At 71.4% G+C, this 19,864-nt stretch carries 18 protein-coding genes; 9 read left to right on the top strand and 9 right to left on the bottom strand.

The features are described 5' to 3' along the window. Positions 1-187 precede the first annotated feature (187 nt). Positions 188-787 (bottom strand): TetR/AcrR family transcriptional regulator, encoded by a 600-nt coding sequence (locus FVE25_RS18520; RefSeq protein WP_157248197.1) that lies wholly within the window; start codon positions 785-787, stop codon positions 188-190. 101 nt (positions 788-888) lie between these two features. Between FVE25_RS18520 and FVE25_RS18515 the strand changes: the two genes are divergently transcribed. From FVE25_RS18515 to FVE25_RS18505, 3 genes are all read left to right on the top strand, one after another. Then, positions 889-2,247: an APC family permease gene (locus FVE25_RS18515; protein ID WP_157248196.1), complete on the top strand. Its 1,359-nt coding sequence runs from the start codon at positions 889-891 to the stop codon at positions 2,245-2,247. Between the two features lie 73 nt (positions 2,248-2,320). Next, positions 2,321-3,079: an IclR family transcriptional regulator gene (locus FVE25_RS18510; protein WP_157248195.1), complete on the top strand. Its 759-nt coding sequence runs from the start codon at positions 2,321-2,323 to the stop codon at positions 3,077-3,079. An 81-nt stretch (positions 3,080-3,160) separates the two neighbouring features. Beyond that, on the top strand, positions 3,161-4,096 hold the full coding sequence (locus FVE25_RS18505; protein WP_157248194.1) for an SMP-30/gluconolactonase/LRE family protein: 936 nt from the start codon (positions 3,161-3,163) through the stop codon (positions 4,094-4,096). On the opposite strand, the gene FVE25_RS18500 is transcribed toward FVE25_RS18505, so the two are convergent. Genes FVE25_RS18500 through melA form a run of 4 tightly spaced genes read right to left on the bottom strand, consistent with a single transcriptional unit; the run spans position 4,086 to position 8,390 of the window. Continuing rightward, a complete protein-coding gene (locus tag FVE25_RS18500) occupies positions 4,086-4,898 on the bottom strand; it encodes a carbohydrate ABC transporter permease (RefSeq protein WP_157248193.1) in 813 nt (270 codons plus the stop codon). The two genes, FVE25_RS18505 and FVE25_RS18500, sit on opposite strands and share 11 nt — an antisense overlap. After that, positions 4,895-5,821, bottom strand: a complete 927-nt coding sequence (locus FVE25_RS18495; RefSeq protein ID WP_157248192.1) for a carbohydrate ABC transporter permease — start codon at positions 5,819-5,821, stop codon at positions 4,895-4,897. The genes FVE25_RS18500 and FVE25_RS18495 overlap by 4 nt, the downstream gene beginning before the upstream one ends. Continuing rightward, a complete protein-coding gene (locus tag FVE25_RS18490) occupies positions 5,818-7,104 on the bottom strand; it encodes an ABC transporter substrate-binding protein (protein WP_157248191.1) in 1,287 nt (428 codons plus the stop codon). The genes FVE25_RS18495 and FVE25_RS18490 overlap by 4 nt, the downstream gene beginning before the upstream one ends. Further along, entirely contained in the window at positions 7,101-8,390 is a 1,290-nt protein-coding gene (gene melA, locus FVE25_RS18485; RefSeq protein WP_157248190.1) for an alpha-glucosidase/alpha-galactosidase, read from the bottom strand. Before melA ends, FVE25_RS18490 begins: the two co-directional genes overlap by 4 nt. A gap of 252 nt (positions 8,391-8,642) precedes the next feature. Between melA and FVE25_RS18480 the strand changes: the two genes are divergently transcribed. Continuing rightward, a complete protein-coding gene (locus FVE25_RS18480; RefSeq protein ID WP_157248189.1) occupies positions 8,643-9,602 on the top strand; it encodes an endo alpha-1,4 polygalactosaminidase in 960 nt (319 codons plus the stop codon). Between the two features lie 35 nt (positions 9,603-9,637). On the opposite strand, the gene FVE25_RS18475 is transcribed toward FVE25_RS18480, so the two are convergent. The 3 genes from FVE25_RS18475 to FVE25_RS18465 are packed head-to-tail and all read right to left on the bottom strand — an operon-like array spanning position 9,638 to position 12,453. Continuing rightward, the gene (locus FVE25_RS18475; protein WP_157248188.1) at positions 9,638-10,687 is read right to left on the bottom strand and encodes an amidohydrolase family protein; all 1,050 of its coding nucleotides are present in this window, start codon (positions 10,685-10,687) and stop codon (positions 9,638-9,640) included. Between the two features lie 12 nt (positions 10,688-10,699). Further along, a complete protein-coding gene (locus FVE25_RS18470; protein WP_157248187.1) occupies positions 10,700-11,635 on the bottom strand; it encodes a zinc-dependent alcohol dehydrogenase in 936 nt (311 codons plus the stop codon). Further along, a complete protein-coding gene (locus tag FVE25_RS18465) occupies positions 11,632-12,453 on the bottom strand; it encodes a fumarylacetoacetate hydrolase family protein (RefSeq protein ID WP_219825542.1) in 822 nt (273 codons plus the stop codon). Before FVE25_RS18465 ends, FVE25_RS18470 begins: the two co-directional genes overlap by 4 nt. A gap of 176 nt (positions 12,454-12,629) precedes the next feature. On the opposite strand from FVE25_RS18465, the gene FVE25_RS18460 reads away from it, so the two are divergent. The 3 genes from FVE25_RS18460 (at position 12,630) to FVE25_RS18450 (ending at position 15,775) form a co-directional block, all read left to right on the top strand. Then, positions 12,630-13,712, top strand: a complete 1,083-nt coding sequence (locus tag FVE25_RS18460) for an alanine racemase (RefSeq protein WP_157248186.1) — start codon at positions 12,630-12,632, stop codon at positions 13,710-13,712. 14 nt (positions 13,713-13,726) lie between these two features. Continuing rightward, positions 13,727-14,491 carry an SDR family NAD(P)-dependent oxidoreductase gene (locus FVE25_RS18455; RefSeq protein WP_157248185.1) on the top strand — a complete coding sequence of 255 codons (765 nt, stop codon included), beginning with the start codon at positions 13,727-13,729 and terminating at the stop codon, positions 14,489-14,491. Positions 14,492-14,617: 126 nt separating this feature from the next. Next, positions 14,618-15,775 carry an alkaline phosphatase PhoX gene (locus FVE25_RS18450; protein ID WP_157248184.1) on the top strand — a complete coding sequence of 386 codons (1,158 nt, stop codon included), beginning with the start codon at positions 14,618-14,620 and terminating at the stop codon, positions 15,773-15,775. Between the two features lie 190 nt (positions 15,776-15,965). Here FVE25_RS18450 and FVE25_RS18445 read toward each other — a convergent pair whose 3' ends face one another. Beyond that, on the bottom strand, positions 15,966-16,439 hold the full coding sequence (locus FVE25_RS18445) for a hypothetical protein (RefSeq protein ID WP_157248183.1): 474 nt from the start codon (positions 16,437-16,439) through the stop codon (positions 15,966-15,968). A 170-nt stretch (positions 16,440-16,609) separates the two neighbouring features. Between FVE25_RS18445 and FVE25_RS18440 the strand changes: the two genes are divergently transcribed. Continuing rightward, positions 16,610-19,147 (top strand): AAA family ATPase, encoded by a 2,538-nt coding sequence (locus tag FVE25_RS18440; RefSeq protein ID WP_157248182.1) that lies wholly within the window; start codon positions 16,610-16,612, stop codon positions 19,145-19,147. Between the two features lie 123 nt (positions 19,148-19,270). Further along, complete coding sequence (locus FVE25_RS18435) at positions 19,271-19,864, top strand: acyltransferase (protein WP_157248181.1); 594 nt, start codon at positions 19,271-19,273, stop codon at positions 19,862-19,864.

Raw genomic sequence — 19,864 nt, 5'->3', positions numbered from 1 at the left:
GCCGGCGGGAGTGCGCCCGCCGGCCAGGACGTCGCTCCAGCGCGCGTAGAGGCCGACGTCGTCGAAGACGCCGCCCACCGGCGCGTCGACGACACCGGCGACGATCAGGACGAAGGGTGTGCGGCTGAGGACCCAGGCCGCGAGCACCACGGTGCCGTTCAGGCGTAATCGCACGCCGAATTCTAGATCACAGATCCACCCCCGTCGCGCTGGAGGCGTAGGCGCGCAGGTGACGCTCGGCGACCGCCGGGGAGAGCGTGGGCACGGCCATCGTGATGTGCAGGCCGTACCCGTCCTCGAGCGTGACCAGGTTGCGCGCGATCATCAGCGGTTCCCCGGTCAGCGTGAACGCGCCGGACGCGGCGCCGGCCTCGAGGATGGCCATGTAGAGGCCCACCTGACGTTCGTACAGGCCGATGTAGGCCGCCGCGCACGCGGGGTCGCGCCTGGCGAACGCGCCCAGCTCGTACAGCAGGACGCACAGTTCGTCGCGGGGTTCGCCGGGCAGCCCGCTGGCGATCATCGCATCCAGTTTGCGCCGCGGGTCGCTTTCCTGGCCGATGGCGGCCGCGCGTTCGTCGCAGAAGCGCTCGACGGCCTCGCGGTGCACCTCGCGCAGCAGTTCGGTGAGCCCGGGGAAGTAGTAGAGCACCGAGCCCGACGACATGCCGGCCTTCTCCGACACATCCCGCAGGCGCAACCCCAGCAGCCCCCGCTCGACCACGCTGCGCCGGGCCGCCGCGATCAGATGGGCGCGCCGCTCGTGGGCGCGGCTGGGTCGGGCCATGGAACCTCACATTCTTTGACGATCATTCAAATTTACCCGACGGCTCTTGACGGCCTTCGGACGGAGTTCTTTGATGCTTGTTAAAAGTATGGAGGCGCGGCATGAGCACGTCCCAGACCCATCAGCAGGCCCGCCTCAAGCGCGGGCTGCGAGCCTTCGGCACCCTCTTGATCGTCCTGTCGGCCATCACCCCGGCCTCGTCCGTCTTCATCATCGGCCCGGGCGTCATCGGCACCGCCGGGACGGGCGCGTTCTGGAGCTACGTCCTGGCCGCGGTCGTGGGCGTCTTCATGGCCTTCGTCTACGCCGAGCTGTCCTCCGCCTATCCGCTGACCGGCGGCGAGTACACGATCATCGGCAGAATCCTCGGCCCCCTGCCCGGCTTCCTGGCCCTGATCCTGGTCCTGGTCACGCAGCTGCTGATCCTCGCGGTGATCGCCCTGGGCGTCGGCACCTACCTCGGCGTCCTGTTCCCCGGCCTGCCCGGCCCGCTCGCCGGGGCGGTCACCGTGGCCCTGGCCGCCGTCGTGGCCATCTTCGACATCCGCCTCAACGCGGTGGTGACGGGCGTCTTCCTCGCCCTGGAGATGCTGGCCCTGCTCGTGCTGTCCGGAATCGGCGTCCTCAACATCGAACGGCCCTTCACCGACCTGCTGACCCGCCCGGTGGCGCCCGACGGCTCCGCCGCCACGTTCGGGCTGATCGCGCTCGCCACCGCCGTGGCGATCTTCTCCTACAACGGGTACGGCTCGGCCGTCTACTTCGGCGAGGAAACCCAGGGCGCCCGGCGCAACATCGCCCGCGTCATCCTGTGGGCGCTGGCGATCACGGTGGCCGCGGAGCTGATCCCCATCACCGCCGTGCTGCTCTCGGCCCCCGACCTGGCCGGCGGCAACGTGGTCCGCGAGGTGGTCACCACCTACGCCGGCGGCCCCGTGGCCACGATGATCAGCCTGGCCGTGGCGCTGGCCATCGCCAACGCGGTGATCGCCATCATGCTGCTCACCGCCCGGCTGCTGTTCAGCAGCGCCCGCGACGCCACCTGGCCCCGCCCGGTCAACGCGCTCCTCGGGCACATCCACCCGCACTTCGGCACCCCGTGGGCGGCGACGCTCGCGGCCGGCGTGGTCAGCGCGGCCCTGTGCTTCGTCAACGAGCGCTTCCTGCTCGTCGTCACCGGCACCTCGCTCGTGGTCATCTACGCCGCCCTGTGCGCCGCGGTCATCGGCGGCCGCCGCAACGGCAGCACCGGCCACGGCGTCTACCGCATGCCGCTCTACCCCGTGGCCCCCGTCGCGGCCCTGGTCGCGCTGGCGTACGTGATCTACACCAGCGCCATCGACCCCGTGATCGGCCGCCCCAGCCTGATCGTCACCGCCGCCATCCTGACGGCCGCCGCGCTCGCCTACCTCCTCCTGGTACGGCGGCGCGGCGCCTGGACCCTCCACGATCCCGAATGACGCCCGTCTGGGTTATGGGTCTTCCGCATAACGCTCTAGCATTCCATTATCCGGAATATGCGAGGGAGACGTCATGGCGGAGACCCAGTCACCCGTGGGCAGCGTGGACCGCGCCCTGCTGATCCTCCAGGAGATCGGCAGGCACAGCCGCGGAGTCACACTCGACGAACTGGCCACGCGGCTCGGGTTGCCCAAGAGCTCGCTGCACCGCCTGCTGGGCGCGTTGAAGCACCGCGGGTTCGCCGCGCAGCCCGAGCCCAGCGGGCCGTACTTCCTCGGCACCGAGATGCTCGCCACCGCCTTCAGGTTCTACGAGAGCATGGACCTGCGCACGCTGGTGCGCCCGCTGCTGCTGCGGCTGAGCGAGGAGTTCGCCGAGACCGTGCACATGGCGACGCTCGACGGCGCCGAGGTCGTCTACCTCGACAAGGTCGAGGCGGTGCGGTCGATCACGATGACCTCGGTGGTGGGCGGGCGCAACGCGGCGCACTGCACGGGCGTGGGCAAGGCCCTGCTGGCCTGGACGTACCCGAGCGACGAGGAGATCAGGGCGTGGGCCGACCGCGCCGGCCCCCTCGCGACCAGGACGCGCAACACGATCACCAACCCCGCCAAGCTGGCCACGCACCTGGACCAGGTCCGGCGCCGGGGTTACGCGCTCGACCTGGAGGAGAACGAGCCGGGTGTGCGGTGCGTGGCCGCGCCGCTGTTCCTGGGCAGGACCTCCCCGGTCGCCGCGGTGAGCGTGACCGCGATCAAGGACCGCATGCCGCCGGCCCGGATGGAGGAGCTGGGGCACAGCCTGCGCAAGGCGATCGAGGAGCAGGTCTGACGGGTTGACAGCCGATCTCCCCGGTGATGTTCTGGCATCGATTCGGAATTGGATTCTGTATTACGGAAACTAGGGGTGCTCATGGAGCCGGAGGTTGTTCCCGTCCCTCGTGCGCAGCTGGGCGAAGGGCCGCGGTGGGACGGCGGCACCGGCACGCTGCTGTGGGTGGACATCCCGGCCGGGCTGGTGCACCGGCTGGACCCGGCCGACGGCTCGCAGGTGACGATCGACGTCGGCCAGCCGGTGGGCGTGGCGGTGCCGCGTGCCGGGGGCGGCCTGGCGCTGGCGGTCCGTGACGGCTTCGCCGTACTGCCAGAAGCCGGGACGCCTGAAGCCGGGACGTCTGAAGCGGGGACGTCTGAAACCGGGACGGGCGGGGCGGGCGGGGCGGGCGTGCTGCTTCCTGGAGCGGGCGATCTGCGGGTGGTCGCGGCGGTCACGGCGGCGGAGCGGCCGGGCAACCGGATGAACGACGGCGCCTGTGACCGCGCCGGGCGGTTCTTCGCCGGGACCAAGGCCGAGGACGACACCCCCGGCGCCGGGGCGCTGTACCGGCTGGATCCCGGCGGCGCGTGCGAGCGGGTGCTGGGCGGGGTGTCGATCTCCAACGGCCTGGCCTGGAGCCTCGACGAGCAGCTGCTGTACTACGTGGACACGCCGACCGGCCGGGTGGACGTCTTCGACTACGACCCGGCGAGCGGGAGCCTGGGCGATCGCCGGGTGTTCGCCGAGATCCCGCGCGGCTACCCCGACGGGATCACGGTCGACGCCGACGGCCACGTGTGGGTCGCGCTGTGGGACGGCGGCGCCGTCGTGCGCCTGCGGCCGGGCGGGCAGCTCGACCGCACGATCGAGCTGCCGGTGGCCAACGTGACGAGCTGCGCGTTCGGCGGAGCGAACCTGGACGAGCTGTACATCACCACCGCCTGGGACGGCAGGGGAGGCGGGGAGCTGTGGCGCTGCCGTACTCCCTACACGGGTCTGCCCGCCTGCCCCTACCGCGACCTCAGCCCTTGACCGCGCCGGTCAGCGCCTGGACGAACCGGCGCTGGCCGAACAGGAACACCAGCAGGACGGGCAGCGTCGTCAGCACCGTGCCCGCCATGACGGCCGGCCAGTCCGCGCGGTGCTGACCCTGGAAGGTCGTCAGCCCCACCTGGACCGTGTAGTTGTCCTCCGAGTTGATCGCCACCAGCGGCCAGAACAGGTCGTTCCACGCCGTGATGAACGTGATGACCGCCAGGGCGGCCAGCGCGGGCCTGGCCACCGGCAGCACCACCCGGTAGAACACCGCCACCCGCGAGCACCCGTCGATGCGCGCGGCCTCCTCCAGCTCCTTCGGGAAGGACTGGAAGAAGGAGGTCATCAGGAAGATGCCCACGGCCGAGGCCAGCTGCGGCACGATCAGCGCGCCCAGCGTGTCGGTCAGCCCGGCCTCGTTGAAGATCAGGAAGGTCGGGATCACCGTGAGCTGGAACGGGATCAGGGCGGTGGCGATGACCAGGATCAGCACCAGCTTGGAGCCGGCGAACCGGATCCGGGCGAACGCGTACCCGGCCATGCTGCACAGCACGACCTGGGCCACCACGATCGCGCCCGAGACGATGACGCTGTTGACGAACCAGCGCAGGAAGTTCGAGCGCTCCATGACCGTGCGGTAGCCGCCCAGGTCGACGCCGTCCGGCCAGAACGCCGGCGGGAAGCGGTTCAGCTCGGCCTGGGTCATCACCGAGCTGAGCAGCAGCCACACGAACGGCAGCACGACCACGGCCGCCATCGGCACCAGCAGCAGGTGCCACCTTCCCGCCCAGCGCCTCATGTCGCGGCCCCCTTGCGCCGCGTGAGCAGCAGGCCCGCGACGATCAGCACCAGGGTCCCGGCGAACAGGGCGTACGCCACGGCCGCGCCGTACCCGGCGGTGGAGAAGCTGAAGGCGAGCTGCCACACGTAGTAGACGATGGTCACGGTCGCGTTGGCCGGGCCGCCCTTCGTCGTGGTCATCACCAGGTCGAAGAACTGCAGCGCGTCGATCACGCCCCAGACCGTCAGGAAGATCGTCATCGGCCGCACCGACGGCACGATGACGTGCCGGAACCTGGCCCAGGGGCCCGCGCCGTCGATCGCGGCGGCGTCCAGCACCTCCTTGCTGATCTCCTGGATCGCCGCCAGGTAGATGACCACGGCGAAGCCGAAGCGGGTCCAGAAGAAGATCGCCGTGAGCACGAACATCGCCTGCGAGGGGCTGCTGAGCAACCCCTGCAGCGGCAGCCCGAGCTTGGCCAGGAACCCGTTCACCAGGCCGAAGTCGCGGTCGAAGATGAAGCCCATGAGCAGGCCCGTCGCGGTGGCCGAGACGACGTAGGGCACGAGGAAGCAGGTCCGGTAGAACCCGATGCCGCGCACCTTCCTGTTCAGCAGCACCGCCACGAGCAGCCCGGCGACGAGCGAGGACGGGATGTAGAGCACCAGCAGCAGCCCGGTGTTGCGCAGCGCCTGGAAGAAGACCGGGTCCTCCAGCAGCGCCTTGTAGTTGTCCAGCCCGACGTTGCGGCCCGGCGTCATCAGGTCGGAGTCGGTGAACGACAGCGCCAGCGCCCAGGCCATGGGGATCAGCGAGAACCCGAGGATGACCAGGGTCGCCGGTCCGGCGAAGGACCACCCGGCGAGGTTCTCGCCGAGCTTTCTGCGGTCCTTGTGGCGCCGGTGCTGGCTGGCGGTGGCGCCGAGGGTGGTCGCGCTCATGATCCCGGTACGGCCAGCGCCGCGTCGGCCTTCTTGGCCGCCTCGTCCAGGGCCGTCTTGGCGTCGCTCTTGCCGAGCAGGGTCTGGGCGATGGCCTCGGCGACGAACGCGGACACCCGCGGGTATCGGGTGGTCGGCGGCCGGACCCGTTTGGCGTTGGCCAGGTTCCCGGAGATCACCTCGATGCCATGATATTTCGCGAGATAGTCCTTGTAGCCGGGCAGCCGGGTGATCGACTCGCGGATCGGCAGCGATCCGGTGTCCGTCATCCACACGAGCTGCTGCTCGGCCGCCGTCAGCCAGGTCAGGAACGTCGCCGCCGCCTTCACCCGGCGCTGGTCGTGCTCGAAGACCACCCAGTTGTCCGGGCCCGAGATGGTCTCGTGGTTGCCGTTCGTGCCCGGCAGCGGCGAGACGCCGTAGTCGACCTCGGCCGCCTGAAGGTCGGGCAGCACCCACGGCCCCGACAGGAACATGCCGAGCCGGCCGGACTCGAACAGTTTCTGCCCCTTCTCCGCCGGGCTGGAGTCGAGGTAGAGCGACTTGTCGTCGACCGCCATCGCGCGCAGCCGGTCGAGCGCCTGCTGCCCCTGGGCGGAGTTGAAGACCGCCTTCTTGTGGTCGGGCGTGAGGATGTCGCCGCCGGCCTGCCAGACCATCGGCCACAGGCCCCAGACGGCCTCCTCGCCACCGCTGATCGGCCAGGTGGCGCCGAAGACCCCGGCCTTCGCGTCGGTCGCCTGTTTGGCCATCGCCCGGAAGTCGTCCCAGGTCCAGTCCGGCCCCGGCGGCTTGACCCCCGCCTTCTGCAGGACCTTCTTGTTGTAGAGCACGACCATGTTGTCGACGATCGCGGGGAAGCCGACGACCTTGCCGTTGATGGTGACGGCTTCGCGCTCGCTGGCCCAGAAGTCGTCCCACTTGACCGCCGGGTCCTTGACGATCTCGGTGAGGTCGGCCGTCTTGGGGTTCCTGGCGATGTTGGGCGCCCAGGAACCGTAGAGGTAGGCGATGTCGGGGTAGGCGTCGGAGGTGAGCGCCGCGGTGATCTTGGGCAGCATGCCGTCCGCGGTGACCCCGCCGGACTCGGTCTTGACCTTGATGTCCGGGTGGCTCTGGTTGAACCGCGCCACCAGCTTCTCGATCGACTTGGCGGAGGCGTCCTCCTGGCCGTGCCAGATCGTGAGCTCCACCGGCCCGCTCGCCTGCTGCTTCTGGCCGCCCGCGCCGCATCCGGTCGCGGCCAGCGCGAGCACCGCGGCGACGGCCATGGCCCGCCTCATCGCACACCCTCGGGAAGCAGGTCGCCGTGGGCGGCGATCATCTCGTCCACGAGGTCGTGGATCTGCTGGAGCGTGAGGGTCGCCGAGGCGTTGGGATCGAGCATGGCCGCGTGGTAGACGTGGTCGCGGCGGCCTTCGAGCGCGGCCCGCACGGTCAGCTCGCCCACGTTGAGGAAGGTCGTGTTGAGGGCGGCGAGCTGGGGCGGCATCGCGCCGATCCTGGTCGGGCGCAGCCCGGAACGATCCACCAGGCACGGCACCTCGACGCAGGCGTCGGCGGGCAGGTTGGCGATGAGCCCGTCGTTGCGCACGTTGCCGTGGACGACCCGGCGGGCGCCGGTCTCGATGGAGTGGATGACCTCGGAGGCCAGCTCGCTCATGGGCTCGATCGCGACGCCCTCCCCCGCGGCCAGGCGCCGCTTGGTCTCGGCGTAGGTGTCGAGGTTCTCCTCCGACCACCGCAGGTAGATCTCCACCGGGATGCGGAAGTGCTCGACCTGGTCGTCGTGGTGGAGGAACCAGGGCAGGTACTCCGAGCCGTGCTCGCTGGACTCGGTGGGGAAGCGGCCGAAGCGGCGGTACATCTCCACCCGGACGGTGCGCCGCAGCTCGGGGTCACCGGCGATGACCTCGTCGAGCGCGGGGTAGAGGTCCTGCCCGTTGTGCTCGAAGGTCAGGACGAACGCCTGGTGGTTGGCCCCGGCCGTGACGAAGGAGACCTCCTCCTCCGGCACGCCGACCAGCCCGGCCAGGCGGGCCTGGGTGTCGCGGACCGAGTGGCACAGGCCCACGACGTTCTTGAAGGGCGTGCCCTGGTAGACGGCGCGCGGGATCATCGCCATCGGGTTGGTGTAGTTGAGCAGGAGGGCGTGCGGGGCCAGCTCCGCGAGGTCGTTGCCGAGGCCGACCATGACCGGGATCGTGCGCAGGGCGCGGAAGATGCCGCCGATGCCGAGGGTGTCGGCGATCGTCTGGCGCAGGCCGTAGCGGCGCGGGATCTCGAAGTCGGTGCGGGTGGCGGCGTACCCGCCGACCGCGATCTCGTTGATCACGTAGTCGGCGCCGTCGACGGCCCTGCGCCGGTCGAGGTGCGCCTCCACCTTGGCGCCCAGGCCCAGCTCGGCGACCATCCAGTTGGCCATGGCCTCGGCGGTCGCCAGCCGCTCGGCGTCGATGTCATGCAGGACGAGGGTGGACTCCCCCAGCTCCGGAAATGTCAGGATGTCCGAGAGGACGTTCTTGGTGAATTCGACGCTGCCCGCGCCGACGAACACGATGCGTGCCATGGGCCACTTTCCCTCCACAGAGCACGGAGCGGGGCAAAGGAGACTCCGCCACGTGCGGCAGTATAACTAAGCTATCCGCAATACAGACCAAGGTTCCACAATGTGGAACGAGAGTCCTGGCGTCAACACCCCGCGATCGACGCCGGTGGCGCGGAATTCTCGACATCGAGAGAAGGTTGACAACCTCCGATCTCCCTCGGTTTCCTTGGTTGCGGAACATGATTCCACAATACGGAATGGAGGGTTGACACGTTGATCAAGCGCATTTCCCGGCTGGCGCTCGTGGCCGCGCTGGCGCTGGCGCCGACGCCGGTCCTGACCGCCACGGCGACCGCGAGCGCCGCCACGGGCACGAGCACGAGCGCCGCCATCTGGCGTCCGCCGGTGCAGAGCCGCTGGCAGTACCAGCTCCAGGGCAGCAAGGCCCACGCCGCCACCGGCGGCATCAACGTCGGCATCTGCGAGGTGCCGCAGTCGGGCGGCGCGTGCGTACGGCCCGGCGTCTTCGACATCGACCTGTACGTGGACGCCCAGGTGGCCGGGAACAACACCACGCTCAACACCGCCGGCGTCCGGGCCATCCACGCCAGGGGCGCCAAGGCCGTCTGCTACATCGACGCCGGCTCGATCGAGGACTTCCGGCCCGACTACCAGGCGTTCCTCGACTGGCACGACAGCCACGGCAAGTCCCTGCTCGGCAAGCCGTTCAGCGACGAGTTCCCGAACGAGCGCTGGGCCAACATCAACAACGACAAGGGCCAGCGGGACTTCCTGCTGAAGATGATGGAGGCCCGCGTCGACAAGTGCGTCCAGGCCGGGTTCGACGGCGTCGAGTTCGACGTCGTGCACGCCCACGAGGAGGGTCAGCCGGTCACCGGGTGGAACATCTCCGCCCAGACCCAGCTCACCTACAACAAGGCGCTGGCCGCCATGGCCCACGGGAAGGGCCTGTCGGTGGCGCTCAAGAACGACCTCAGCCAGGTGGACGAGCTGGTCTCCCACTTCGACTACGCGGTCAACGAGGAGTGCTTCCAGTGGAAGGAGTGCGACGTGCTGTCCGCCTTCGTCAACGCCGGCAAGCCGGTCTTCCAGGTGGAGTACAAGACCGCGCCGGCCGCCTTCTGCGGTAAGGCCGCGCGGCTGAAGTTCAACTCCATCAAGAAGGCGACCGACTACTCGCTGTACGACAAGCCGTACAAGCCGTGTAAGTGAGCGCGCGTGGCCCCGCCCCCGGCGGGGCCGCCCGTTCACGCCAGCCTCGGCACGAGCGCGCGGGCGTTGCCGGCGTACACCCGGCTCAGCACCTCGTCGGGGAGATCCAGCCCGCTGATGGTCCAGCGGCCCATCAGCGGCGGGTCCTCCAGGGAGTGGGCGAACGCCTCGTCGGCGGTCTCCATGAAGCGGAAGTGGATCCGGTAGACCTGCGGGTCCGGCGGGATCTCGTCGGTGCCGAACAGCACGCGGCCGGGATGGCGCGTGATCAGCTCGCGCGCCGCCCGCGGCGCCCGGCCCAGCTCGGCCAGGCGCGCCGCGATGTCGATGTGGAAGTTGGGGTAGGCGCCGAGCATCCGGCCCACCCAGGCGAGGTTCTCCGGCCAGCATCCGGCGTGCACGCCGATCACCGTGGTCGCCGGATGCTCGGCGATCATCGCCTCCATGGCCTCCATCAGCCGCTCGAAGGGCGGGAACTCCGGGCCGGAGAACACCCAGTCCGGGTGGGCGAGGAGCTGTTCGAGGCGTTCGTTGCGCTCGTCGACCGGCTGGAAGAACGCCACCGGGTCGGCGGTGTGCAGGGCGATCGGGATGCCCAGTTCGCCGGCCGTGGCCCACAGCGGCGCCAGCCGTACGTCGTCGAGCATGATCAGCACGCCGCGGGCGTCGCGCACGCGCAGGCCGACGTCCTTCCAGACCTTCAGCCCCGCCGCGCCCTCGGCGACCGAGGCGCGCAGCTGGGCGGCCAGGCGCTCGCCGAAGCGCGGCTCGGCGGCCCGCGACCAGTCGACGTGGCAGAAGGTGGCGAACCTGCCGGGGTGGGCGGCGTCGTAGCGCTCCAGGTTGGCGGCCAGTTCCCCGCCCCAGCGGCCGTCGAGGTTGACCATGGAGCGCACGTTGAGCGCGTCCATCGTGTCCAGCAGCGCGGGCACGTCCTTGACCGCCCAGTCGCCGTCCTCACTGAGCCAGCGGCCGAGGTGGACGTGCGCGTCCACGACCGGCAGCCGGGCCCGCTCCACGTGGTGGGCGGGCACTCTGAGCTGGGAGATCGGGCGGTAGCCGGAGAGGGGGACGCGCGCGGGCATGGGCACCTCGATTCAGACGGTCAGCAGGGCCTTGACGGGGGCGGTGGCGCCGTTCATCAGCGAGGTGAAGACCTCCGCGCCGTCGCCGAGCGGGTAGGTGTCGACCCAGCTCAGGTCCCAGGCCGGGACCAGGCTCACCGCCCGGGCGAAGTCGGCGGCGCCGTACGCGAAGGAGCCGAGCACCCGCTTCTCCCCGCGCACCAGCGCGGCGGCGTCGAAGCCCGCGTCCGTGTCGAGCAGGCCCAGCCAGACGGCCACCCCGCCCGGGCGCAGGCGGCTCAGCGACTGCTCGTGCGTGGCGGCGGCGCCCACCGCGTCGAAGACCACGTCGTACTCGCCGCTCAGTTCCGTCACGGCCGCGGCGGCGCCGAGCCGCTCGGCGATCGCGCGGCGGTGCTCGGAGCGGTCGGCGACCTCGATGCGCGCCGCCCCGCCGGACGCGGCGACCAGCAGGCAGGCCAGGCCGATCGCGCCGGCGCCGATGACGCCCACGCGGGCGCCCGCGGGCGCGCCGGCCAGCGACCAGGCGTGCACCGCGTTGGCCGCGGGCTCCACGATCGCCGCCGCCGTCCAGGCGAAACCGTCGGGCAGCACGGTCAGCGTGCTCGTGGGCACCGCCACCCGCTCGCCGAAGCCGCCCGGCCGGTGCACGCCGACGATCTCCCGCTTCCTGCACACGTTGCCCAGCCCGAGCGCGCACAGGTCGCACGCGCCGCACGACAGGATCGGGTTCACCACGACCGCCCTGCCGTCGTCGGTACGGCCGGCGAACTCGTGTCCCATGACCAGCGGCGGCACCCGGAATCCGGGGGTCTTGACGCCGTGCAGCTCGCTGCCGCAGATGCCCGTGGTCACCACGTGCACCAGCGTCTCGCCGGGGCCGGGCGCCGGCTCGGCGACGTCACGCATCTCGACGACGCCGGGTCCGGTGAACACCATGGCCTTCATCGCGCGGCTCCTTCGACGGGGTTGGTCAGGACGCCGATGCCCTCGACGCCGGCCTCGACGGTGTCGCCGGGGCGCAGGGAGCGGCGCGGGGTCATGAACTCGCCGCAGCCCCACGGGGTGCCGGTCAGGACGACGTCGCCGGGTTCGAGGGTGAAGGCGCGTGAGCAGTAGGCCAGCAGCTCGCCCACCCCGAAGAGCATCTCGGCGGTGCTGGAGTCCTGGACGGTCTCGCCGTTGACCCGCGTCCACAGCCGCAGGGCCTGCGGGTCGCCGAGCTCGTCGGGGCTGACGATGACCGGGCCGAGCGGGCAGAAGGTGTCCAGGCTCTTGCCTCGGGTCCATTGGCCGTCGGCGAACTGCAGGTCACGCGCGGAGACGTCGTTGGCCACGGTGTAGCCGGCCACGCCGGCCAGCGCCTCGGCCGGGCTCGCGTGCCGGATCGGGGCGCCGATGACCGCGGCCAGCTCGACCTCCCAGTCCACGCGCCCGGTCAGCGCGCCGTCGATGACGACGGGCTCGCCCGGGCCGATCACGCTGGAGGGGAACTTGGCGAACATCAGCGGGCGCTCGGGCCTCTCCATCCCGGCCTCGCGGATGTGGTCGAGGTAGTTGAGCCCGATCGCCACGATCTTGCCGGGCCGCAGGGGCCGCACGGGCACCGCGCCGTCGAGCCGCCTGGTGGCCGTCGTCGCGCCGAGCCCGGTGGCCAGCACCGCCTCCAAAGGGGTGCCCGGGGGGACGTCGAGGGCGTACCAGCGCCCGTCGCGTTCCTCGGCGGCCATGCGGGCCTGCCCGACCCGTACCGTGCCGAATCTCATACAGGGGTCCTCATTCCGTAATGCAGAATGCCGTTCCGGCCACGCGAAAAGGACAGCAGGGCTGGGGGCACCTGTCAAGGGTTCCCTGGAACCGTCCAGCATTCTGTATAGCGGAATGCTGGTGCATATGGCGGAATGCGTGTTAGGTTCGACCGCACACACCCGGAGGGGCACCGATGTATCCAGAAATCGACACCCCAGCCCTGCTCATCGACCTCGGCGTCGTCAGGGCCAACGTGAGCGAGATGGCGAAGACGGCCGCCGCCGCCGGCGTCAGGCTCCGGCCGCACATCAAGACCCACAAGATCCCCGAGCTGGCCCGGCTGCAGCTCGAAGCCGGCGCCACCGGCATCACCTGCGCGAAGCTCGGCGAGGCCGAGGTGATGGCCGACGCCGGCGTCGACGACATCCTGCTGGCCTTTCCCCTCTGGGGCCGTCCCAAGCTGCGCCGCCTCGCCGCCCTGCGCGAGCGGGCCAGGGTGCGCGTCAGCCTCGACTCCCCCGAGGTCGCCGCCGGACTCGGCCGCCTCGGCGGGCCGCCCGTGGAAGTGCTCGTCGAAGTGGACACCGGCCAGCACCGGCTCGGCCGCCCGCCGGGACGGCCCACCGCCGACCTGGTCGCCGAGATCGCCGCCGTCCCCGGCGTGGAGGTCGTCGGCCTGCTCACGCTCGCCGGGCACGCCTACCACTCCCGCACACCCGGGGAACTCGCCGAGACCGCCCGCCGCGAAGGCACCGACCTGGTCGAAACGGCCGAACTGTGCGCCCGCGACGGGATCGCCCTCCGCGAGATCAGCGTCGGCTCCACCCCCACCGCCCGATACGTCGCCGGGGTCGCCGGCGTCACCGAGATCCGGCCGGGTACCTACATCTTCAACGACACCGCGATGATGCGCCTCGGCGTCGCCACCGAGGAGACCACCGCCGCCAGGATCCTCACCACGGTCATCGGCCGCCCGATGCCGGAACGGGTCGTGTGCGACGCGGGCACCAAGTGCCTCACCTCCGACGGGTACGGCACGCCGGGCTGGATTCGCGCCGCCGGCCTGCCGTACCTGCACATGAACTTCCTCAACGAGGAGCACGGCGTCGCCCATCTGGAGCCTGAGCACACCGGCGAGCTGCCTGTCGGCTCGCGGCTGCAGCTGATTCCCAGCCATGCTTGCTCTGTCGTCAACCTCTTCGACACCGTCTACGGCGTCGAGGACGGAGAGATCGTCACCGAACTGCGCGTCGCCGCCCGCGGGGCCGTGCGCTGAAGGGAAGCAACAGCATGCGCGGACTCGCCGGCAAGCGAGTACTGATCAGCGGCGGCAGCAGCGGCATCGGCGCCGCCACCGCCCGCAGGTTCCTGGAGGAGGGCTCACGGGTCGTGCTCGGCGGCCTCGACCAGGCGGAAGTGGACGCGGCGGTGGCCGGCCTCGCCACGCTCGGCGAGGTGAGCGGACTGGCCGGCGACGTCAGCGAGGAGGCCGGCGCCGCCCGGCTCGTCGAGGGCGGTCTCGCGGCGCTGGGCGGCATCGACGTCCTGGTCAACAACGCCGGCACCGCCTGGCGCGAGCCGTTCCTGGAGATCACGCCCGGCCACTGGGACCGGATCGTCGCGGTGAACCTGCGCGGCATGTTCCTGGTCGCCCAGGCCGTCGCCCGGCACATGGTCGAGCGCGGCTCCAGCGGGGTCATCCTCAACATGTCGTCCACGAACGGCCTGGGCGGCGAGGCGGACTACGCCCACTACAACGCGTCCAAGGGCGGTGTCCTCCTGCTCACCAAGACCATGGCCGTGGAACTCGGCAAACACGGCATCCGGGTCAACGCGCTGTGCCCCGGCTACATCCAGACGCCGCTGAACTCGTCGATCTCCTCCGGCCTGGCCGGCGACTTCGTCACCGCCTACGCCCGCGACCACATCCCGCTCGGCCGCCCCGGGCTGGCCGAGGAGGTGGCCGCCGGGTACGCCTTCCTGGCCTCGGACGACGCCGCCTTCGTGCATGGGACCGAACTGGTCATCGACGGCGGGCAACTCGCGATCATGTGAACGACGAGACGCCCATGGGCCGGATCATGTCGAGGATCTGTCGAGAGCACGTTCAGCGGACACCTCATGTTCACGGAGGCGGCCTAGCGTCGGTGGCACACCCCTCAGTCAGGAAAGGGTTGCACCGTGAAACGTCGCAATTTCCTGCGGGCCTCAGTCATCGGCGCCGGTAGCCTGGCGCTCCCCTTCACGCTCTGGGAGGGTACGGCACTCGCCGCCCCCGCGCAGAACGCCCCGAGCCCCTACGGCCCCCTGCAGCCCGCGGACGCCAACGGCATCCTGCTGCCTGCCGGCTTCACCAGCCAGATCGTGGCCCGGTCCGGCCAGACGGTGCCGGGTACGTCACTGACCTGGCACAGCGCGCCAGACGGCGGCGCCTGCTTCGCCGACGGCAGCGGCTGGATCTACGTCTCCAACTCGGAGATCAACCCGGGCGGCGGCGCCTCGGCGATCCGGTTCAACTCCTCCGGCACGGCCACCTCGGCCAGCCGTATCCTCAGCGGCACGCGGCAGAACTGCGCGGGCGGCAAGACGCCGTGGAACACCTGGCTCTCGTGCGAAGAGGTGAGCAGGGGCTTCGTGTACGAGACGTTCCCCTTCGGCGGCACCGCCGTACAACGCCCGGCGATGGGCCGGTTCAAGCACGAGGCCGCGGCGGCCGACCCGGTCCGTCAGGTCGTCTACCTGACCGAGGACGAGAGCAACGGCAGGTTCTACCGGTTCGTCCCCTCGACGTGGGGCAACCTGTCCAGCGGCACGCTCCAGGTCATGGTCGCAGGATCGGGCACGTCCGGCTCGTTCACCTGGGCGAACGTCCCGGACCCCGACGGCTCGCCGACCGCGACCCGCAGCCAGGTGTCCGGTTCGAAGTCCTTCAACGGCGGCGAGGGCTGCCACTACGCCGCCGACACCGTGTGGTTCACCACCAAGGGCGACAACCGGGTCTGGCAGCTCAACCTGGCGAACAGCACCTACGAGCTGGCCTACGACGACAGCCTGGTCAGCCCGGGCAGCCCGCCGCTGACCGGCGTCGACAACGTGACCGGGTCGGCTGGAGGCGACCTGTACGTGGCCGAGGACGGCGGCAACATGGAGATCTGCATGATCACCCCCAATGACCAGATCTCCGTCTTCCTCCGCATCAACGGGCAGAGCAGCTCGGAGATCACCGGCCCGGCGTTCAACCCGGCGGGCAACCGCCTGTACTTCTCCTCCCAGCGCGGCACCAGCGGTTCGTCGTCCGGCGGCATCACCTACTGCGTCACCGGCCCCTTCCGGCCGTGAGCCTTGAGCCGCGAGGCGGCACACCCGGTGCCGGGTGTGCCGCCCGCGGATTCACTTCTGCTGGATGAAGAACCGCTGGGCGTCGCCGCCGTTCGCAGCGACCCAGACCGTTTGGTGTCGCCGGGGGTGGACTACGGGATGTCCATGCACCGGCGCTCTTCGTTGATCTCGTGCACCAGGTTGCAGAAGGTCAGGCGCAACTGGTGAACGTGATCGGCTGACCGGCTCCCGAGGCGGTGATGACCTCGCCGTTCGGGAAGGTGACGCGGCCGGTGGCCACGCCCTGGAACTCGATGCCGGTCGAGCAGAACGTCGGGATCGTGTCGACGGTCAGGCTGAGCCTGGCGTACTTGTCGTCCCGGTTGACGGAGCTCTGGATCAGGACGCCGCGGTCCAGGAGGCCGACGGCGAGCTGGATGCGCGACACCGGGGCGTCGCAGAACACTCCGGCGGTGACGGTGACCTTGCTCCCGCCGGCCAGGCGCGGGACGCCGACGCTGCCGAGGCAGCTGATCAGGGCGCCCGACTTCTTGACGCCCTGCAGGGTGAACCGGGTCTCGCCGAGGGGAGTCCGCGGCGGCTCTGCCCTGGCCGTGGCGGGCAGGGAGACGAGGGCGGCCGTGGCGATCACGGCGGGCAGGACGAGCCTGCGCAAGATGTGCATGAGCATTCCCTTTCCGGGTTGGTGGATGCGGCTGATCAGCACATTCCGCATTGTGGGGAGCCGGAGATCTTGCGCACAGAGCAGGGCAGACTACTCTTGACAGGCAATCCGCCGTTCGCGTTGAGAACCGTGCAAAGCACTGAGTCATCCTGATCGGACAGGAGCCGCGGGTGCGTAGATGGCCGTTCGAGGGGCGTCAGCAGGAATTGGCTGCGATCCGGTCGGCGTTCTGCGGCTCGGCCGCGCATGCCGTCCTGCTCATGGGCGCCGCGGGTGTCGGGAAGACCCGGCTGGCCCGGGAGACGCTCGCCCGGCTGGGCGGCCGTGGCGACTGGATCGCCGGCACCCGGTCGGCCTCGCAGATCCCGCTCGGGCCGATGCTGCACCTGGTGCCGGAGGAGGTCCCGGTCACCGCCGGGTCGGCCGAGCTGGTGCGTGCGATCCACTCCCGGGTGGCGGGCTGGGGCGGGCGGCACGACGGGGTGCTCGGGGTGGACGACGCCCACCAGCTCGACGCCGCGAGCGCGATGGCGATCGCCGCCCTGATCACCAAGGGGTCGGCGTTCGTGGTGCTGACCGCCAGGAGCGGCGAGCCGCTGGCCGACTGCCTGTCCCGGCTGGTCAAGGAGGGCCAGGCGGACGTGCTCGAGCTCGGCGTGCTGCCCGACGCGGTCATGGACCGGCTCATCGACCACAGCACCGGCGGCAGGATCGACGTGACGGCCCGCCGTACGCTGCACGCGACCGCGCGCGGGAACCCGCTGGCGTTGCGGGAGCTGGTGCACGGCGCGGTGCCCGGCGGGCTGGCCGACCTCATCGTCTCCCGGCTCGCCGGGCTGAAGGCGGAGGTCCGGGCGGTGGTCGAGATGGTCGCCTGCGGCGAGCCGGTGCCGCTGAGCCTGCTGGAGCGCTCCGCCGGGGCCGAGCCGGTGATGGCCGCCGAGGAGGCCGGCGTGGTCGTGTGCGAGCGGGCCGCCAACCGGGTCCAGGCGCGGCTGGAGCATCCGCTGTTCGGCGAGGTGCTGCTGGCCAGGATGCCGGTGACGGGGCGCAGGCGGGCCTACCAGACGCTGGCGCGCGAGCTGATGGCCACGCCGATGCGCCGCCGCGAGGACGTGCTGCGGGCCGCGCTGTGGCAGGTGGAGTGCGGCCGGATCACCCGGCCCGACCTGGTGCACGAAGGCGCGTTGCAGGCTGTGGGCAGGACCGGGATGGCGCTGGCCGAACGCCTGGCCCGCGCCTCGCGCGAGGTCGAGCCGGGACCGCGGGCGAACTGGCTGATGGCCGAGATCCTCGAGTACCAGGGCCGCAGCGGCGAGGCGGCCGGCCTGCTGCCCGCCACCCCGCCGCCCGATCTCGCCGAGCGCATCGCCTGGGCGATCATCCGCGCCAAGGTTCTGTACTGGTCCCAGGGCGACGTGCCCGGCGCGACGGCGACCTGGGACACCGTGGCGGGCCATCCGGTCATCGAGGCCGCCCGCGCGTTCGTGCTGTTCTTCGACGGCCGCTGCCGGGACGTCGTGCGCATCGCCGACAAGGTGCTGGCCGACCCCGGCGGCAACCCGCAGGCCGTGGTGTGGGCCGCGGGCGCGGCGACCGCCTCGCTCGGCTTCCTCGGCCGCATCGAGGAGGCCGGGCGGCGGCACGCCGAGGGCCGCGCCACCGCGATCGCGCACGCCGCGGCCCTGCCCGTCGGGGCGTTCCAGATGGAGGTGGGCGCCTGCCTGGCCCAGCTGGCCGCCGGAGAACCCGGCCGGGCCGCCGCCACCGCCGCCGCCGCGTACCAGGCCACGCTCAGCGGGGGCGCGCCGATCCTGGTCAGCGGGTGGGCCTTCTTCGGCGGCGTGGTCGCCCTGGCGCAGGGCCGCCTGGACCGCGCCGGCTCCCTGCTGACCGAGGGCCGCGCCGGATTCGGGCAGACCGATACCCAGCGATTACACCGCTGCTGCCTGGCCGCCCTGGCGGGCGTGCGCGCGCTCCAGGGCCGCCGCGCCGACGCCGTCGAGCTCCTGGCCCGCGCCGACGCCCTGGACAACGGCACCAACCAGATCTTCGCCCCGTGGGTGGAGACCTGGCGGGCGTGGGTGGCCCGCGCCGGAGGCGACGTCGACGCCGCTCTCCGCCACGCCGCCCGCGCCGCCGCCCTGGCCGCCGCGGCCGGCATGCCGTACGTGGAGGCTCTCGCGCGCTACGAGGCGGTACGGCTCGGCGGCGCCGCGGACCAGGAGGTCCTGAGGGCGATCCCCGGCGCCCTGCCCGCGCTGCTGGCCACCGCCGTGCGCGCGCTGGCGGCGAAGGACACCCCGGCCTTGTCGCGCACGGCGCGGGAGCTGAACCGGCTCGGCTACCACCTGCACGCCGCGGAGCTGGCCACCGCCGCGGCCCGGCACGCCCGCCGTACCGGATCGCCGCCGGAAGCCGGGCTGGCCGTCGCCGCCGCCAACGAGATGCGCGCGGCCTGCGCGGGGGCGCGCACCCCGCTGCTGGCCGAGGAGCCCCAGGACGACCTGAGGGACTTCCTCACCCCGCGCGAACGGCAGATCGCGCTGCTGGCGCCCTGGCACACCAGCAAGCAGATCGCCCAGCGGCTCGGCCTGGCGGTGCGCACGGTGGACAACGCGCTGTCGCGCGTCTACGTCAAGCTCGGCGTCAGCGGCCGTGCCGACCTGCGTCCCTACCTGGAGCAGCCGCCGGACGACGGCGCCTAGGGCGGGCCGGTGGCCCGGGGAGTCACGACATGTCGGGACCCGCCGCCCCCCGAGCGTGAACATTGGGCATGGACATCGGCGACATCCCCTGAACGCGGCGCCCGGCTGGGCCAGACTCTCGGCATGAGCTCAACAGTCATGGCGACGGCCCAGGTAGCGGCCGACGCCACACTCGGCCCGGGCACCAAGGTCTGGGAGCTGGCCCAGATCAGGGAACGCGCCCGGCTCGGCGCCTCCTGCGTGATCGGCCGGGGCGCCTACGTGGGTCCTGGCGTGCTGATCGGCGACAACGTCAAGATCCAGAACCACGCCCTGGTCTACGAGCCGGCCAGGATCGCCGACGGCGTCTTCGTCGGCCCGGCCGCGATCTTCACCAACGACCACAACCCGCGCGCCGTGGCGCCCGACGGGTCGCAGAAGAAGGCGGGTGACTGGGCGGCGGTCGGGGTGACCGTACAGGAAGGGGCCTCGATCGGGGCGCGCGCGGTGTGCGTCGCCCCCGTGACCGTCGGCGCGTGGGCGATGGTCGCCGCGGGCGCCGTCGTCATCCGCGACGTGCCCGCCTTCGCGCTGGTGGCGGGCAACCCCGCGCGCCGGATCGGATGGGTCGGCCGCGCGGGGGTGCGCCTGGTGGAGAGCGGGCCCGGCCTGTGGCGGTGCCCGCAGACCGGGGAGCTCTACACCGGGGACGAGGACGGACTCCGCCTCAAGGGATGA

Source organism: Nonomuraea typhae, assembly GCF_009760925.1.
In the GTDB taxonomy this organism is placed as follows: domain Bacteria; phylum Actinomycetota; class Actinomycetes; order Streptosporangiales; family Streptosporangiaceae; genus Nonomuraea; species Nonomuraea typhae.
This window is presented reverse-complemented; position numbering and strand designations above follow the sequence as displayed.

Excerpts from the sequence above, each read along its gene's own strand:
- melA (WP_157248190.1), bottom strand. The coding sequence starts at position 8,390 with ATGGCACGCATCGTGTTCGTCGGCGCGGGCAGCGTCGAATTCACCAAG.
- FVE25_RS18475 (WP_157248188.1), bottom strand. The coding sequence starts at position 10,687 with ATGCCCGCGCGCGTCCCCCTCTCCGGCTACCGCCCGATCTCCCAGCTC.
- FVE25_RS18460 (WP_157248186.1), top strand. The coding sequence starts at position 12,630 with ATGTATCCAGAAATCGACACCCCAGCCCTGCTCATCGACCTCGGCGTC.
- FVE25_RS18465 (WP_219825542.1), bottom strand. The coding sequence starts at position 12,453 with ATGAGATTCGGCACGGTACGGGTCGGGCAGGCCCGCATGGCCGCCGAG.
- FVE25_RS18515 (WP_157248196.1), top strand. The coding sequence starts at position 889 with ATGAGCACGTCCCAGACCCATCAGCAGGCCCGCCTCAAGCGCGGGCTG.
- FVE25_RS18445 (WP_157248183.1), bottom strand. The coding sequence starts at position 16,439 with ATGCACATCTTGCGCAGGCTCGTCCTGCCCGCCGTGATCGCCACGGCC.
- FVE25_RS18520 (WP_157248197.1), bottom strand. The coding sequence starts at position 787 with ATGGCCCGACCCAGCCGCGCCCACGAGCGGCGCGCCCATCTGATCGCG.
- FVE25_RS18505 (WP_157248194.1), top strand. The coding sequence starts at position 3,161 with ATGGAGCCGGAGGTTGTTCCCGTCCCTCGTGCGCAGCTGGGCGAAGGG.
- FVE25_RS18490 (WP_157248191.1), bottom strand. The coding sequence starts at position 7,104 with ATGAGGCGGGCCATGGCCGTCGCCGCGGTGCTCGCGCTGGCCGCGACC.
- FVE25_RS18455 (WP_157248185.1), top strand. The coding sequence starts at position 13,727 with ATGCGCGGACTCGCCGGCAAGCGAGTACTGATCAGCGGCGGCAGCAGC.
- FVE25_RS18495 (WP_157248192.1), bottom strand. The coding sequence starts at position 5,821 with ATGAGCGCGACCACCCTCGGCGCCACCGCCAGCCAGCACCGGCGCCAC.
- FVE25_RS18435 (WP_157248181.1), top strand. The coding sequence starts at position 19,271 with ATGAGCTCAACAGTCATGGCGACGGCCCAGGTAGCGGCCGACGCCACA.
- FVE25_RS18470 (WP_157248187.1), bottom strand. The coding sequence starts at position 11,635 with ATGAAGGCCATGGTGTTCACCGGACCCGGCGTCGTCGAGATGCGTGAC.
- FVE25_RS18500 (WP_157248193.1), bottom strand. The coding sequence starts at position 4,898 with ATGAGGCGCTGGGCGGGAAGGTGGCACCTGCTGCTGGTGCCGATGGCG.
- FVE25_RS18510 (WP_157248195.1), top strand. The coding sequence starts at position 2,321 with ATGGCGGAGACCCAGTCACCCGTGGGCAGCGTGGACCGCGCCCTGCTG.